Origin of the sequence: Sulfitobacter noctilucae, from assembly GCF_000622365.1 — a bacterium.
Classification (GTDB): Bacteria; Pseudomonadota; Alphaproteobacteria; order Rhodobacterales; family Rhodobacteraceae; genus Sulfitobacter; species Sulfitobacter noctilucae.
The window spans coordinates 318377-333593 of the sequence record NZ_JASC01000003.1 but is presented as its reverse complement, the minus strand read 5'-3'; the positions used below and the strand labels follow the sequence as shown (position 1 = coordinate 333593).

The following is a 15217-nucleotide window of genomic DNA, read 5'->3' as shown; positions in this document are numbered from 1 at the left end:
GCCGGACCAAGTTCGAACCGATTGGTTCAAAACTGAGTCGAAGCACAGAATGCTCCCTTCGAGTTGCACATGAATAAGGCCAAGCAGTGCTCGGACCTAAGTGTTTACGTCAGTGCAGGGTCGGACGTGCCTCTCCGGCCATGAAGGCCTTCGCACACATCGACCGCAGCTCTTTCCGTGCTTCGATTAAGGCCGCTGCGTCGAAAGAGAAGGTGTCATCCCAGACGTGGGACGTGTTGCTTTGATCCACGACCTCGAGCGTCTAGGCGGTTTCGTGTTCCAACCGAAAAATATTGATCTCAAACAGGTAACCGTCGATCTCGATCTCTTCGGACATGTCCGACTCCACCAGAGCTGCTTCATCATCCAACATCATGCTCCCACCATCACGTCTAGCGACGTGGCCTAAAACCCGTCAAAACCGCCTCGATTTTGCACGGGATTTCTGACACCGCCAAGCCCTTGATTGATAGGTGCGCAGTTTGGATGGTCAAAAACGACCCTTTCTTGAACGGTGACCAAAGCGGACGTTGGAGCACATTGACCCAAGGTCGGAAAAGTCCGCTCTGCCGACCTTCATCCTCCGAAAATGCTGCACGATGCAGGAATGTCCGGTCTGGTGAAGCTGCACTGCCGCGCAGGTCACCTTGTCGAGCGACCGGTCTGGGCCGGATGCTTCACTCTTTATCATGCAACATTATCTTTTTTAGTGCATCAATGTCGGCCAAGTCTTTGTCTTCACCAATACATTTCTTTGATGCAAATAAGTGCTCTAGCGACATCACAGGAACGGACACGTCACCTACGGTCACAAAAATTCGGTCTCGCATTAAATCTTCAGTTGGAACTCCAGCAATCTCTTTGAGCAAATCAACCCCTCGCTCCCTATCCCGAATTTTGGCATCGTCTTGCTTGAGACCTTGTATCAACTTTTGTGTGAACCTGTACCAGTTAAGGCAGACGTGTTCCAATCGATCAATATTGGAATGCGCCCCATCAATCACCAGATCCAAGTCTTCTCGGGCCCGACAATGGCCATGCAGAATCACAGCAGCCCCCCCGACCGCAGCAAATTGAACGCCCGCATTCAAGAACTCGCGCAGAAGTTCCATCTCACGAGCTTCAAACAAGTTGTTTTGCTTACATTCCAACATTTGAGCGCCCCTTCGATGATCCAACAGTTGGCCATAGGTTAATTAGAGGAACTGTAAGAACGCATCAATGAGAGGTGGTCGCGGAGATTTGGGCCAGCCGTTAAGGTGGATCGCATGAAGAAAGTGACGATCCAAAATGAAGAAAAGAAAGAACCATTCGCCAGAGTTCAAAGCCAAGGTTGCGCTTGAAGCGATCCGCGAGGAGATGACGCTTGCGGAACTGTGAGGGATCGGATTGATCATCCTGCGATACCGATGCGGCGCACTGGTCGATCAATGGCGAACAGCGGCTTGGCCTGCGTCGGGCCGGCGACATGCGCCCGGCCACGCTCGTTTTTCAGGATCTGAGTGATGTGGGCGGGGTTCGGCTTTTTGCTGGGGTTTCGGCCGCGCCATGCGCGGAGTGCCCAACGGATTTGGTCGATGTGCCAGTCTTCCAGTTCGTCCATCCAGTCAGCGAGGATGGCGGCCTTCATCTGGGGCCCGGGCATGGTCTGCCAGTAGCCGTCGAGGATGATTTCTACCTCGATGCCAATGCTCCGCCTATGATCTTCGCATTGCTGCAGCGAGAGCGATTGCGTCAAGCGTGGCGTTGGTGCGGGAAGTTGTTCCATTTTGTCTTCTTTCTGAAATTTTCATCGGACCGGCTGATTTGGTCTTGGCAAGGTTCTGCATCGCGTAGTCGAGAGCTTTCGGTCCTCGCGGCGGGTCGTGGTGCTGTTGTCTGTTGGCAGCAACGGTCTGCAAAATCTCCGCCGGTGAAAGTGAAAGGTCATTGATCCAGCGCATAACGTGCATCGTGGCTGCGGGGGGTAGCCAATGTGTCGGTATCGTTCCGCCTCGCAAGCCAGCAGCAGCCACTACATCGGCGAGAAATTTGTCAGGGTTAAATTCACGCGCGTCATTACTGCTACTGCTTTCCTCTTTTCGGTTCCTTACTGGTTCCTCTCCACCTGACTGTAGTTTGCTCCCCTTAATAGTGGAGGCTGCTTGCTCTGAAAGTGGAGTTTGCTCCCTTTCTGGCTCCACCTGAGTGGAGTTTGGTCTACCTCCATTTGGTGGAGTTTGGCTGGTGGATTCAATCTGGTCACACCCCAAGATGTAGTATGTCCTGCGCGTCGATGTTCCGGGAATCGTGCTGCGCTTACGGTTCGACAGACCAGCATCCTCGAGCAGATTGAGGCAGTTATTGAGGCCGCCATTTGACAGTCCGGTCCGCTCCATCAACGTCTCCTGAGAGGGAAAGCAGGCAAGCTGGGGATCCTTGGCGTCGTTGTGGTGATCGCAAAGATGGAACAGGACGCGGAACGCTCCTGCACTGATCCTTTTAGGGTCTATCGTGGCGAGCCAGTGTGTGGCTTTATGGCTCATCATCGCCTCCCATAGGTTCTTCGGGCAGATATCTGCGAAGTTCAGCGCTATGGACCTGTGTGGGATTCAGGTCATCGATAGTTCTCAACCCGCTGTCGATCCATCGGCGAACAGTGTAAACGTGAACTTCAAGAAGAGCCGCGACTTCGGGCACAGAGTAGGTGCGCGCGTTACGGATACGCCTGCGATTCGGGTTCTTGGCTCCCGGCACTGTTACGATCCTAGTCGCTCGCCCGGAGTTCGCGACCGCCGGTTCCGGCGAGACGCGGCGCAGCTGCGATCCAAGACTGTAAGTCTTCAAGAAAATAGAAAGCGCGACCGCCCAGAAGAACGTATTGCGGTCCTTGGCCTTTCATTGCCCAGTCGGCCAGCGTCTTTGGCGAACAGCCAAGGTAACGGGCCGCGTTCTTGCGATCCATCCGTCCATCCGGGTGAATGAAAACGCGCTGAGTGTCAGTATCGATTTTCATGGTTTGTTTCCTTGCTCGAAAGACTTCGTCGATCAGTACGCGACAAGAAGAGCAAGACATGTGTTGAAACTCAATACGTAACGTGCAAAATGGATCATGACAGAACGTTTCGACACGAGGACATCATGGCAATCAAGGTTCCAAAGGGCTCTGGATCGAAGTTGGGCAGGACGGAGACCGTCTCGATTCGGCTTGATCCGCGTCTCAATTACCTGTGCGAACTGGCCGCAAGATCGCAGCGGCGCACCAAGTCTTCCTTCATCGAGTCGATGTTGGCTGAGCAGATTCAAACACTCGTCATCAACAAGTGGCGAGATGTACCTTATGGCGAATCTGAAACGTTCGGTTCAATGGCTGACGTGCTGTGGCATGTGAGAGAGAGCCAACGATTGGTTTCCCTCGCCCTTGTTGCGCCCGAACTCATGACCTTTGAAGAGCAGCACGTTTGGTCTCTAATCGAAGAGAACGGATACTTTTGGTTGGGCCGTTGGGAGAAAGAGAAATGGAAATACAGCATCGGCCTCAACAAGATCATTCGCGAGCGTGTCGACGAGTATTGGAACGACATCCTTGCTGTGGCCGCAGGAGAAAAAAACACTGAATCTTTGCCTGTCATCTCTCAAAAATCCGCGAAGCCGGAACCGGAAGAACCGCAAGACATTGATTCTGAGATCCCGTTTTAACAGGTGATTTATGGCTGTTCGCTTCAACAAACTTAAACGCCCTGCTATTCGCGCATTGCAAGTCGGGGAAAGCCTGACGGAACATGGCATAACGTTCCGTCGCGACGCCAATGGTGACGGTGTGTACTCCGTCAACATCATGGTCGACCGTCAGCGCATTCATCGCGTGATAGGCCGAGAGTCCGAGGGGGTGACGAGGCAGCAGGCGGAAGATTTCATTGCTCAAGCCAGAACCGATGCAAGGCGTCAGCGCTTGGAGTTGCCAGAAGGGCGTAAGACGCCTTTGAGCTTCGAAGAAGCCGCAGACCGCTACGTTCAGAGGCTTCGGGACAGTGACGGAAAAAACATCGACATCAAAGAGCGTCAGCTACGGCAGCACTTGCTCCCATTTCTTGCGGCCAAGCCATTGAGTGCCATCGAGTCCTTCGACGTTGAACGCTACAAGAAGGCTCGCCGCATTGCGGGTGCAGCAAAGGCGACCGTAAATCGGGAATTGGCCACACTTTCGCATCTGCTGAACCAAGCCGTCGAGTGGAAGTGGATCAAGAGCAAGTCAGTCAGGATCAATCGCTTCAAAGAAGATAACCAGCGGATCGTGTACCTGACGGATGATCAGTGCGTTGCATTGCTGGAAGCGGCGGCATCGGACCACAACGAAAACGTCCACGCCTTCGTCATGGTCGGACTGCACACGGGGATGCGGCATTCGGAAATTCTCGCGATCCGTCGAGAAGATGTCGATGTCGGAAAGCGGGCGATCTGGGTTCCGCAGGCGAAGGCGGGATCTCGTGAGCAACCGATCACGCGTGAACTGTCCGAGTACCTTGGAAAGCGCATGGATATGTTGCCACTCGGCTGCGAATGGTTGTTTCCCTCGCCGGGAAGCGCCACCGGCCACGTCCACACGATCCGCAAGGCCTTTCGCCGCTCCGCTGAACGCGCTGGCCTTGATCCCGAACAGATCACCCCCCACACGCTTCGCCATACGGCGGTGACGCATCTGGTTCAGGCGGGCGTCGACCTGCCCACAGTCCAACGCATTTCCGGTCACAAGACGTTGTCCATGGTTGCGCGTTACGCGCATCAAAGCGGATCGCACATCGAAGCGGCAATGGATCGGCTCGAAGGGCGGGTCAGCGGGATCCAGGAAAATAACATCCGCAAGCTAAAGCCAAATAATTCGACCTGATTACACATGAATTACACGTGCACTTGTGCGCAAATAGTCGGAGGGTATCTAAGTCTTTGATTTTTGTGGTGCCCGGGGGCGGAATCGAACCACCGACACGAGGATTTTCAATCCACTGCTCTACCCCTGAGCTACCCGGGCACGGGATGCCATTCGCTGGCTGGGTGAGCGGGTTCTAGGAGGTTGCGGGCGGGGTGTCCAGCCTCTTTTTCCAAGATTTCCAGCCCTTTGTCTGACCGCCAACCTAATGTGGCTTTTGGCCATCATTCTGGACCGCCTCAGATGCTTCTGCAGCCGCCTCGATATCTTCGGGATCATTTGACGGCACCGCATAAGAGCCGTTCAGCCACTTGACCAGATCGCGGTCAGCGCAGCGACCTGAACAAAAAGGACGGTACTCTTTTACAGTTTCGGCGCCGCAGATCGGGCAGGTCATTTCAGAACCTCGTTCAATCCCACACGGGCGCGTTTACGTTGCAATTCGTAGTGCCCGAGTGGTGTCCAGCCCACCAGGGTCGTCTCCACCTCGTCACTGCGAAAGGCCGCGCGCAGGGCATTTTCGAAGGGGCGGCGTTCTTTTTTGGGCATGGGGGCAAGGTCCAATGTAATTTGCCCGCCAAGACCGCGCACGCGCAGCGCACGGGGCAAAGCACGCGCACAGGCCATATTGGCCTTGATCCCTGCGGCCAAGGACGCGTCGCTGCCCGTGTTCACATCGACCGCAACCAAGGCGCGGGTCGGCTCCACATACATTGACGCCCCCCCGCCCAACGGGACGAATGCACTTTGCGCCGCTTCAATCGCTTCCATCACGCCCTGGGGTTCAAAGCTGCCGGCGTCGGTCACCACCTCGGCCGCTTCGGTCCATTCGCGCCAGGCCAGAACATGGGGGCCATCGCCCTCGCTCAGCACTTCCATCTCGGTGCTTTTGTCCTCAAGCACTTTGCCGGCAAGATCGAGCATGGCCGCGATGTCATCAGCAATTTCCTCGCCATCGGCCTCCGCGCAGGAAGAGCGCAGGATGACGCCATGCGCGCTGCCTTCCGCGGCATCATTCACGATTTCCAGCAGACGGTCGCGCTCGGCATCGTCCTTGATGCTGCGTGAGATATTCAATCCCGGCGCATCGGGTGTCACAATCGCATAACGGCTTTTGAACAGGATCTTGGCCGTCACGGGAATCGCTTTGCCCGGCTCGGCAAAGCCACTCACCTGCACAAGGATCGACTGACCGGGCGACATGCCTTTAATCTGGCGGAGAAAGGCGGAGCCATCAGGCGTTTTAAGGAACATGCCCCCCTGCCCTTTCACCGGACGGTCCGCAATGGCGCGGTAGATGGTGCCCGGGCGTGGCGCATCGCTGTCGACGATCAGATCCTCCAACTTGCCATCGACCATCAGTGCAGCGGCTTCAACCTCGCCCAAGTGATCCAGAATGATTGTGCGGCCTTTCACAGGCGTTCTCCATACAAGGGGTATCCGGCGGCGATCAACAGATTGGCGGTCTCGGCCAGAGGCAGGCCGACAATGCCGGTGAATGACCCGCTGATCCAAGGGATAAAGGCGCCGGCAGCACCCTGGATGCCATATCCGCCTGCCTTGCCCTGCCAGTCACCGCTGGCCAGATAACTTTTGATCTCGGCGTCCGACAGCGATTTCATCTTGACCGCAGACTGCACATCGCGCTGCCACAGGGTATCGCCGCATTTTACCACGACGGCGGTGATCACCTTGTGACGGCGACCTGACATCAAGCGCAGAAACGCCTCGGCTTCGGTCAAATCGTCAGGCTTGCCCAGAATACGCCGGCCCAGCGCAACAGTGGTATCCGCGCAAAGGACAATGTCATCCTGCCCCGCTGGTACCGCCACAACTTTTTCACGCGCCATGCGGGCGCAATAGGGGCGCGGCAGCTCTGCTTTCAAAGGGGTTTCGTCGATATCGGGCGCGCGCACGTCATCCGGCACGACCCCGATTTGCGCTAGCAACTCTAGCCGTCTGGGAGAGCCTGATCCGAGGATAAACTGCATGATCACGCCATATCACGCAGGCCAGTATCGGCCCACGTTCCTCAAACTACATTACTTAAAGCGGTAGTTGATCCGACCCTTGGTCAAATCATAGGGGGTCATTTCGACCTGCACCTTGTCGCCTGCCAGAACACGAATGCGGTTTTTGCGCATCTTGCCTGCCGTATGCGCGATGATCTCATGGCCGTTTTCCAGCTCGACCCGAAACGTCGCGTTAGGCAAGAGTTCCTTCACGACACCGGGAAATTCGAGCGTATCTTCCTTGGCCATGTTCTCTCCTACATAGATTCCCCCGTAAAAGCGGGGCACGCGCCTAAATGAGCGCATCTTTGCCTTTTTTCAAGGGCTATTCAGCACAATGCCCGGATTGAAGCGGCCTATGGCGTTCCGCTTGACTGCAAACGCTGGTCTGTCGGCGGCGCACTATGTTAATCAAGGCAGCGTCCATCCAAGCACCGGAGCCTGCCCCATGACCAAAATCGTAATCCTGACCGGCGCCGGCATATCGGCCGAAAGCGAAATCGAAACATTCCGCGCCGAAGACGGTCTGTGGGCGCAGCACCGGGTTGAGGATGTTGCCACGCCTGAAGGCTTTGCAAAGGACCCCGAACTGGTGGTGAACTTCTATAATGGCCGCCGCGCACAGGCGGCGGAAGTCGAACCAAATGCTGCGCATCGCGCATTGGCCCGGTTGGAAGCGGAGTATGACGGCGAGGTGGTCGTGATCACACAGAATGTCGATGATCTGCACGAACGCGGTGGCACAAAATCGCTTTATCATATGCATGGCCACCTTAAAGGTGCGCTTTGTGCTGCTTGCGATCATCGGTGGCCAGCGCCGATGGTGATGGCCCCTGGTGATGCCTGCCCCGCCTGCAAGGCCCCCGCCGCACGGCCCGACATCGTCTGGTTCGGAGAGATGCCCTATGACATGGATACCCTCTTTGACCATCTGGCCGGAGCAGACATTTTCGTTGCCATCGGCACCTCGGGCAATGTCTATCCAGCAGCCGGTTTCGTGGCCGAGGCCCGCCGCGCGGGGGCGCATACGATTGAATTCAACCTCGAACCCTCTGCGGTCGGCAACCAATTCGCCGAACACCGCATCGGGCCTGCCTCAGTGACCGTCACCGATTGGGTGGCCGAAGTATTGGCAGCACCCGTAGGGGCGTAGAACGCAGTTATTCTTTAGGTTCGGTAAGCTGTTGAATGGCCCCAGCACTGACCAGATAGATCGAGGTTAGAATCAATCCCCAGTGCGCCCAGCTTTCGGGGTCAAAATCGACCCAGGCCGCCCAGGCCGCAAAGAACGTCCAGCCCAGTGCCATTGGCAAGGTGATCAGCCGCCAGCGTTCGGTGCGCACGGGGTGAACAAACTTGATCGGCAGGAACATCGCAATCGACAGGACAGTCACGACAATCAGACTGACCCACCAAGGCGGTGCCAAGGCGAACAGCACCAACACAAGCATGTTAAAGCACCCCGGAAACCCCCAGAAGGAATTATCCTTTGTTTTCATGCGCGTGTCGCAGAAATACATGGCCGAGGCGAACGTGACCACGATGATCATGACCCAGCCACTCCACCCGTCCATCAGACCGGATGTGAAAAGCGCGAATGCCGGGATGAACACATACGTCAGGTAGTCGATGATCAAGTCGAGCAGGACGCCATCGAATTGCGGGGCGTTGGTTTGCACGTCATATTTTCGGGCCAATGGCCCATCAATTCCATCTACAAAGAAGGCGATGATAAGCCAGAGAAACATCATACTCCACTCGTGCTCCACCGCCGCGAGCATGGCTAGCATGGCAAAAACAGCACCGGTGGCGGTGAGCAGGTGAACAAGAAGGGCGCGCATTTGAATTGTCATACCATCAGGTGTCGCAAATCTTGATCCATGATGGAAGGGCGGAATGGGCAGCGGCCCCATTTGGATCGGCGTTTGAATGGGTGCAGGGCCCACCATCTGCACCACTGCCCAGCACGGGTCGGGCGCGCTTTGCGCAGGATTTACCCTTTTGGGGGCCGGGATGTGCTGGTATACAACAATTGCGCAGGGAACATCTGCCACTACCGCTTGACCCCTCAGTCGATTCCCACTAAAGCCAGCGGACAAGTTTCCGGGGTCGCATCGTGCGGCCTCTTTTATGTGTCGCAGCGGGCCGTCGTTGCCACACCACTAAAGCAAAAGGATAAGCCCATGTCACGCGTCTGCGAATTGACCGGAAAAGGCCCGATGACGGGCAACAATGTAAGCCATGCGAACAACAAGACGCGTCGCCGCTTTCTGCCGAACCTGAACGACACAACGCTCCAGTCGGAAGCACTGGGCCGTTCGTTCAAGCTGCGCATCTCGGCCCACGCCCTGCGTTCTGTCGATCACCGCGGTGGTCTGGACAAGTTTCTTGCCAAGGCAAAGGACACCGAACTGTCCGCCAACGCACTGAAGATCAAGAAGGCGATTGCAAAGTCCTCCGCGACTGCGGATGCACTGACCTAAGCTCAGCTTTCGATCATTGTAGAATATGACGCAACCCCGGACACCCTGTCCGGGGTTGCGTCGTTTTTGCCTCTCGCGGTTCGGATCAGCCTGCACTAGATAGGCCTCTATGATGCTGCGCAGCTTCCTTTCTCTCACCCTTGCCTTGCTATTGGCCCTGACGAGCCAGGCGATGGCGGTGACCCGTGGGGCGTCGGCGGCGACGGGGCAGATGGTGCTCTGCATCGGAAGCGGCTCTGTCACGGTCTATACGGACGCTGAAGGAGCACCCACTGCAGCACCCCATATTTGCCCGGACTGCGCCTTTGGCGATGGGCTGAACACCCGGTTTGTGCCCGCAGCGGTGCCACAAACCCTGCGCCCGGTTTCACATCGCCAAGCGCCACATGCGTTCTTTCTGGCTAATACGCCACGCTCTGCCGCACGACCGCGGGCACCCCCTTTGCCTGTTTGATCTTCCCTTACTTCGGAACTCAAGACACGCAAGGATAACACAATGAAATTGAATACTCTTTTCGCAAGCGGCATTGCCGCGCTGATGCTGGCCGCGGGCCCCGTTCTCGCCGGTGATATCATGGTCAAAGATGCTTATATCCGCAGCTCGACGCCCACTTCCGTCACTGGTGCAGCTTTTCTGGAACTGATGAACCACGGTGATACAGATGATCGACTGATCGGAGCCGCCTCCGACGTTGCCGGTCGGGTGGAACTTCATACCCATTTGGAAGACGCCAATGGCGTGATGAAGATGATGGAAGTCGAAGAAGGCTTTGTCGTGCCTGCAGGTGGCATGCATGCATTGGCACGCGGCGGGGATCACATCATGTTCATGGGCCTGAATGCCCCACTGGTGCAGGGCGAAGACATCACCGTCACGCTAACCTTTGAAAAGGCGGGCGAGATGGAGATTTCGATTCCCGTTGATCACGAGCGCAAGCCGGATCACGGGGCATCAGGCCACGGCACAATGGATCATGGCAAGATGGATCACTCCAGCGACAGCTAAGCGCCTGACGGAACGCTAAATCAACAGCCCTGCCGCACCCTCGTGGCGCAGCAGGGCGACTTTGGTCTCGACTCCGCCGCGCCCGGAGAACCCGGTCAGCCCCTTGGCCCCCATAACCCGGTGGCACGGAATGATCACAGGGATCGGGTTTCCACCACAGGCCTGCCCCACGGCTTGCGCAGGCACACCAAGCTCCTGTGCAATCTCGCCATAAGTGCGCGTATATCCAAAGGGAATGGCCGACATCACGCGGCAGACATCTCGCTGAAACGCCGTGCCAGCGACATGCAAAGGCAGATCAAAGTCTTCCCGCGCACCTGCGGCATAGTCGGCAAGTTGCGCCGTGGCTTCGTTCAGCAGTTCAGAAGAAGCCTGTTTCCTGACCCAGCCCCAGACCAATGCCGTAATGGCACCCTGCTCTTCAGTTACAGTCAGATCACCAAAGGGCGTATGGACAGAACGTTGTTTCATAAAACAAGACTGGACGCAGATGCGCCCAGCCTCAATCCGTTTCTTGCGCCAAGCGAGGCCGCAGCCTCAGCTCATCGCCGCATCACAGCGCCCGCAGACACCCGGATGTGAATGCGTGCCAACGTCTGGCAGCACCTTCCAGCAGCGCGCGCATTTCTCGCCCTCGGCACGGGCAAAGACCACTCCGACGCCCTCTACCTCATCAAGGGTAAAGGCCCCTTCGGGCGCTTCGCCTTCAACGATTGTGATCTGGCTGGTGATGCACAGATCGGCAAAGGTATCGGGGTTGGTGACAACCTGTGCCAGTTCCGCCGACAAATAGACCGTCGGTGCCGCTTCCAGCGACGATCCGATGACCTTGGCGGTACGCTGCTCCTCCAAAGCACCCGTCACAACGCGGCGCACCGCCCGGACCGTGTCAGCCCGCGCAGCCAGCGCATCATCACGCCATGCCGCGGGCGTCTCGGGGAAGTCCTGCAAGTGCACAGATGTATCCGCGCCATGCCGTTCCAACCAGACCTCCTCCATCGTGAAGACGAGGATCGGGGCAAGCCATGTTGTCAGACGCGCATAGAGATGATCCAGCACCGTCAGTGCTGCAAGGCGCCGATCCGTATCGCCATCGCAGTAGAGCGCGTCCTTGCGCACATCGAAATAGAAGGACGACAGATCAAGCGTCGCGAAATCAAAGATCGCACGATAGACGCCCTGAAAATCAAAAGCCGCATACCGCGTGCGCACGACCTCATCCAACACCGCCAGTTTATGCAGGATCAGACGCTCCAGCTCTGGCATATCGGCATAATCAACCGCTTTGGCCGCATCGAAATCCGGCAAACTGCCCAGCATATAGCGCATGGTGTTGCGCAAGCGGCGATAGCTGTCCGCAACCCCCTTGAGGATCTCGTCCCCGATGCGCTGGTCCTGCGTGTAATCTGTCTGCGCCACCCAAAGGCGCAGGATATCGGCACCATATTGCTGCACGATCTTTTCGGGCACGATGGTGTTGCCGATGCTTTTGGACATTTTCAGCCCCTTGGCATCCAGCGTAAAGCCATGCGTCACAACATTGCGGTAAGGCGCGTGGCCCGTGGTGCCGACCGACTGCAAGAGCGAGGAATGGAACCACCCGCGATGCTGGTCGGTGCCTTCCATATAGACGTCCGCGATCCCGTCTTCGGTTCCGTCTTCGCGGTCGCGCAGGGTAAAGGCATGGGTCGACCCGGAATCGAACCACACATCCAGAATGTCCATCACTTGCTCATAGTCATCCGGGTTCACAATCCCCTCAAGGAACCGCTGCTTGGCACCCTCTTCGTACCACGCATCGGCACCTTCCTCCTCAAAAGCCGAGGTGATACGGCGGTTGACCTGCGGATTGCGCAGAAGGAAGTCCTCATCCGTGGGCAGCGCACCCTTCTTGGTGAAACAGGTCAGCGGCACACCCCAAGCCCGTTGACGTGACAGCACCCAATCGGGCCGCGCCTCCATCATGGCATGCAGACGGTTGCGCCCCGATTTGGGCGTCCAGTTCACATTGTCGATCTCGGTCAGAGCGCGTTCGCGGATGGTCTTACCATGCGCGTCCTGACCGTCGCCTACCGGCTTGTCGATGGCGGCAAACCACTGCGGCGTGTTGCGATAGATCACAGGTGCCTTGGACCTCCAGGAATGCGGATAGCTGTGCTTGATCTTGCCCCGTGCAAGCAATCCGCCCACCTCGACCAACTTGTCGATCACAGCGGCATTGGCATTGCCTTCTTTTCCGTTGGGCTTGAGAATCGCCTTGCCGCCAAAGAATGGCAGATCGTCGCGATACCGACCATCGGGATTCACATTATAGGTGATGACCTGTTCCAGCATGCCAAGATCACGGTAAAGGTCATATTCCTCCAAACCATGACTTGGCGCGCAATGCACAAACCCCGTGCCTTCGGTATCGGTCACAAAGTCCGCCGCCCGGAAATCGCGCCGGTCATCCCATTCGCCCTTGCCCTCTTCAGCCTCGGCCAAAGGATGCTTCAGCGTCATACCCGCCAGTTGGGCAGAGGTCACATCGCGGACGCGTTTCCACTGTCCTTCTTCCAACCGCGCCCGCGCGAAGACATCGGCGGCGAGATTGTCAGCCAGCAAAAACCGCTCACCCGGTGCCGCCCAGCACTCCTCTGGCGTTTCCAGCACCTCGTAAAGGCCATAGGCAATATCCTCGCCGAACACGACGGCCTTGTTCGACGGGATGGTCCAGGGCGTCGTCGTCCAGATCACAACGCTGGCACCCACAAAATCCTGCGCCGCCTGCGCTTCAGCCTCGATGACAGGCTGTCGATCATCGATCGAGCCTTCCTCGCCACCGGTGACAAGATCCTGCAAAGCAAAATCTGTTACCGCGAATTTGACCCAGATCGTAAAGCTGTCCTTGTCGTGGTATTCCACCTCGGCCTCGGCCAATGCGGTCTGCTCCACCGGCGACCACATCACCGGTTTGGACCCCTGATAGAGGGTGCCGTTCATCAGGAACTTCATGAACTCCTCGGCAATCACCCGCTCGGCATGAAAGTCCATCGTCAGATAAGGCTCGGCCCAATTACCCTGCACCCCAAGCCGCTTGAACTCCTCGCGCTGGATATCCACCCAACCGGCTGCAAAGGACCGACATTCCGCGCGGAACTCGTTGATCGGCACGGCATCCTTGTCGCGGCCCTTCTTGCGGTACTGCTCTTCGATCTTCCACTCGATCGGCAAACCATGACAATCCCAACCGGGGATATACCGCGCATCCCGCCCCATCATCTGATGGCTGCGCACGATCATGTCCTTGATGGTTTTGTTCAATGCATGCCCGATGTGCAAATGCCCGTTCGCATAGGGCGGCCCGTCATGCAGCGTAAAGGGCTTACGGCCCTCTTTCTCCCGCAACCGGTCATAGACCCCGATCTCCTCCCACCGCGCCAGCCAGTTCGGCTCGCGTTTGGGCAGTCCCGCCCGCATCGGGAAATCGGTCTTCGGCAGGTTCAGGGTTGATTTATAGTCAAGCGTCTCTGGCGTATCGGCGCACATGTGGGGCGTCCTTCGGATAGATTTGGAATGTGTCTGGTTCAAACGGTGCGAATAGCTCAAACACCTCTGCCCGGCAGCTCAAGCATTCAGAGCGCCGGGGAAATAATTCGAATAATGATCAGCGTCAGCCAAGCCATACGCCGCTTATAGGCCTGCCAAAACCCTGCTACAAGTCTCATCTCTTTTTGGCCCTGAAACCGCAGAGCGCGAGACAGCGTCTCGCATCCGATTTGGCCGGGGCCAAATCAACAAAATCGCGTGCAGGCTTGCCTGCCCCTTTGGATCATCCCTTGCCGAACAATCCCGCGAGCGCATTCTTGATGATCCCGCGGATCGAAGGCCTTTTGGCAACCGAGAAAGGCAGAGGGCGGCAGACGTCCATTGCCGCCACCCCGACCCGCGCGGTCAACGCCCCATTGACCAACCCCTCGCCAAAGCGCCGGCTGAGCTTGCCGATGATGGTCCCGCCCAGAACCGGCTCCAACAGATCATCACCCACTGCGACCGCTCCCGTCGCAACCATATGGCTCAGCACGGCACGGGTCAGACGCCATGATCCGAAGAACCCAGATCGCCCGCCATAAACCTCCGCCACGCGCCGGATCATCCGCAGGTTCGCCGTCAGTGCCGCCACGACATCTGCCAGCGCCAAAGGCACCAAAGCTGTAACCGTCGCCACCTGCCGCGCCGCCGCTTCAATCTCGCGGCTGGCGGCTTTATCCAAGGGCAGCAACAATTCCTGCTCGGTCAGCGCCAGCAAGCCCGCCGCATCCATCTGGTCGCCGCGCAGCTCCGTCAACCGCTCGCGACCCCAACGGGTATCCTCGCGCCCTTTATACAGGCCCACTAGCCTGTCCGTCACCGCCCGCGCCGCCTTCAGATCTTCCTGCGCCAAGGCCTGCGCTGCGTCATGGCGCAACCCGTCCAGCCGCGCGAGCCTGCCGAAAGCTGCCATTTCGCGTAGCCCCAGCAACGCCAGCACCAACAGAAAGGCAGTCAGAAGAACCGTCATCGCCCAGCCCAAAAGCGGAGCCCGCGCCATCAGATCAGTGACGAAGGTCCATGCCGCAATCGACACAACCGCGCCGACCAGCGTGGTCGCCAGCCACCAGAATGCCCGCACCAAGGTCGAGGGTTGACGGGCCGCCAATCGGGCAGCGGCCTGCATCGCCTGCCCCTGCGGCGCAACCGGGACGATATCCGGCACCGGTGGCGCATCAGCCACCTGCGGACGCGGGCTGGCCTCTGCTTCCAGATCGAACAATATCGGTCCCTTGGCCAT

At 57.6% G+C, this 15217-nt stretch carries 18 protein-coding genes and 1 tRNA gene; 6 read left to right on the top strand and 13 right to left on the bottom strand.

The features are described 5' to 3' along the window. Positions 1-677: 677 nt before the first annotated feature. The 4 genes from Z945_RS0104075 to Z945_RS0104055 all read right to left on the bottom strand — a co-directional run bounded on the left by Z945_RS0104075 (position 678) and on the right by Z945_RS0104055 (position 2995). Complete coding sequence (locus Z945_RS0104075; RefSeq protein WP_025050845.1) at positions 678-1154, bottom strand: nucleotidyltransferase; 477 nt, start codon at positions 1152-1154, stop codon at positions 678-680. Between the two features lie 239 nt (positions 1155-1393). Next, positions 1394-1768, bottom strand: a complete 375-nt coding sequence (locus tag Z945_RS19300; RefSeq protein WP_037970419.1) for a hypothetical protein — start codon at positions 1766-1768, stop codon at positions 1394-1396. Further along, complete coding sequence (locus tag Z945_RS20440) at positions 1698-2525, bottom strand: helix-turn-helix domain-containing protein (protein WP_161634071.1); 828 nt, start codon at positions 2523-2525, stop codon at positions 1698-1700. The genes Z945_RS19300 and Z945_RS20440 overlap by 71 nt, the downstream gene beginning before the upstream one ends. Positions 2526-2746: 221 nt before the next feature. Next, positions 2747-2995: a helix-turn-helix transcriptional regulator gene (locus Z945_RS0104055; RefSeq protein WP_025050843.1), complete on the bottom strand. Its 249-nt coding sequence runs from the start codon at positions 2993-2995 to the stop codon at positions 2747-2749. 125 nt (positions 2996-3120) lie between these two features. On the opposite strand from Z945_RS0104055, the gene Z945_RS0104050 reads away from it, so the two are divergent. Both Z945_RS0104050 and Z945_RS0104045 read left to right on the top strand, forming a co-directional pair. Further along, on the top strand, positions 3121-3678 hold the full coding sequence (locus Z945_RS0104050) for a hypothetical protein (protein WP_152541045.1): 558 nt from the start codon (positions 3121-3123) through the stop codon (positions 3676-3678). Between the two features lie 10 nt (positions 3679-3688). Continuing rightward, positions 3689-4867: a tyrosine-type recombinase/integrase gene (locus Z945_RS0104045; protein ID WP_025050841.1), complete on the top strand. Its 1179-nt coding sequence runs from the start codon at positions 3689-3691 to the stop codon at positions 4865-4867. 66 nt (positions 4868-4933) lie between these two features. Here Z945_RS0104045 and Z945_RS0104040 read toward each other — a convergent pair. From Z945_RS0104040 to infA, 5 genes are all read right to left on the bottom strand, one after another. Further along, positions 4934-5008 (bottom strand) — tRNA-Phe (locus tag Z945_RS0104040). A 103-nt stretch (positions 5009-5111) separates the two neighbouring features. Continuing rightward, on the bottom strand, positions 5112-5303 hold the full coding sequence (locus Z945_RS0104035; protein WP_025050840.1) for a DNA gyrase inhibitor YacG: 192 nt from the start codon (positions 5301-5303) through the stop codon (positions 5112-5114). Further along, on the bottom strand, positions 5300-6322 hold the full coding sequence (locus Z945_RS0104030) for a ribonuclease E/G (protein WP_025050839.1): 1023 nt from the start codon (positions 6320-6322) through the stop codon (positions 5300-5302). The genes Z945_RS0104035 and Z945_RS0104030 overlap by 4 nt, the downstream gene beginning before the upstream one ends. After that, positions 6319-6897, bottom strand: a complete 579-nt coding sequence (locus Z945_RS0104025; RefSeq protein WP_025050838.1) for a Maf family protein — start codon at positions 6895-6897, stop codon at positions 6319-6321. The genes Z945_RS0104030 and Z945_RS0104025 overlap by 4 nt, the downstream gene beginning before the upstream one ends. 51 nt (positions 6898-6948) lie before the next feature. Next, a complete protein-coding gene (infA, locus tag Z945_RS0104020) occupies positions 6949-7167 on the bottom strand; it encodes a translation initiation factor IF-1 (RefSeq protein WP_005978431.1) in 219 nt (72 codons plus the stop codon). A 199-nt stretch (positions 7168-7366) separates the two neighbouring features. Between infA and Z945_RS0104015 the strand changes: the two genes are divergently transcribed. Further along, the gene (locus Z945_RS0104015) at positions 7367-8071 is read left to right on the top strand and encodes an NAD-dependent deacylase (protein WP_025050837.1); all 705 of its coding nucleotides are present in this window, start codon (positions 7367-7369) and stop codon (positions 8069-8071) included. A gap of 7 nt (positions 8072-8078) precedes the next feature. Here Z945_RS0104015 and Z945_RS0104010 read toward each other — a convergent pair whose 3' ends face one another. Next, positions 8079-8771 (bottom strand): CDP-alcohol phosphatidyltransferase family protein, encoded by a 693-nt coding sequence (locus Z945_RS0104010; RefSeq protein ID WP_025050836.1) that lies wholly within the window; start codon positions 8769-8771, stop codon positions 8079-8081. A 330-nt stretch (positions 8772-9101) separates the two neighbouring features. On the opposite strand from Z945_RS0104010, the gene rpmB reads away from it, so the two are divergent. From rpmB to Z945_RS0103995, 3 genes are all read left to right on the top strand, one after another. Further along, positions 9102-9401: a 50S ribosomal protein L28 gene (rpmB, locus tag Z945_RS0104005; RefSeq protein WP_025050835.1), complete on the top strand. Its 300-nt coding sequence runs from the start codon at positions 9102-9104 to the stop codon at positions 9399-9401. Between the two features lie 112 nt (positions 9402-9513). Next, on the top strand, positions 9514-9855 hold the full coding sequence (locus Z945_RS0104000) for a hypothetical protein (protein WP_152541043.1): 342 nt from the start codon (positions 9514-9516) through the stop codon (positions 9853-9855). A 42-nt stretch (positions 9856-9897) separates the two neighbouring features. Next, the gene (locus Z945_RS0103995; RefSeq protein ID WP_037970416.1) at positions 9898-10407 is read left to right on the top strand and encodes a copper chaperone PCu(A)C; all 510 of its coding nucleotides are present in this window, start codon (positions 9898-9900) and stop codon (positions 10405-10407) included. A 15-nt stretch (positions 10408-10422) separates the two neighbouring features. On the opposite strand, the gene Z945_RS0103990 is transcribed toward Z945_RS0103995, so the two are convergent. The 3 genes from Z945_RS0103990 to Z945_RS0103980 form a co-directional block, all read right to left on the bottom strand. Next, the gene (locus tag Z945_RS0103990; protein WP_025050832.1) at positions 10423-10878 is read right to left on the bottom strand and encodes a methylated-DNA--[protein]-cysteine S-methyltransferase; all 456 of its coding nucleotides are present in this window, start codon (positions 10876-10878) and stop codon (positions 10423-10425) included. Positions 10879-10944: 66 nt separating this feature from the next. Continuing rightward, positions 10945-13935 carry an isoleucine--tRNA ligase gene (gene ileS, locus Z945_RS0103985; protein ID WP_025050831.1) on the bottom strand — a complete coding sequence of 997 codons (2991 nt, stop codon included), beginning with the start codon at positions 13933-13935 and terminating at the stop codon, positions 10945-10947. A 283-nt stretch (positions 13936-14218) separates the two neighbouring features. Further along, complete coding sequence (locus Z945_RS0103980) at positions 14219-15217, bottom strand: YcjF family protein (protein ID WP_025050830.1); 999 nt, start codon at positions 15215-15217, stop codon at positions 14219-14221.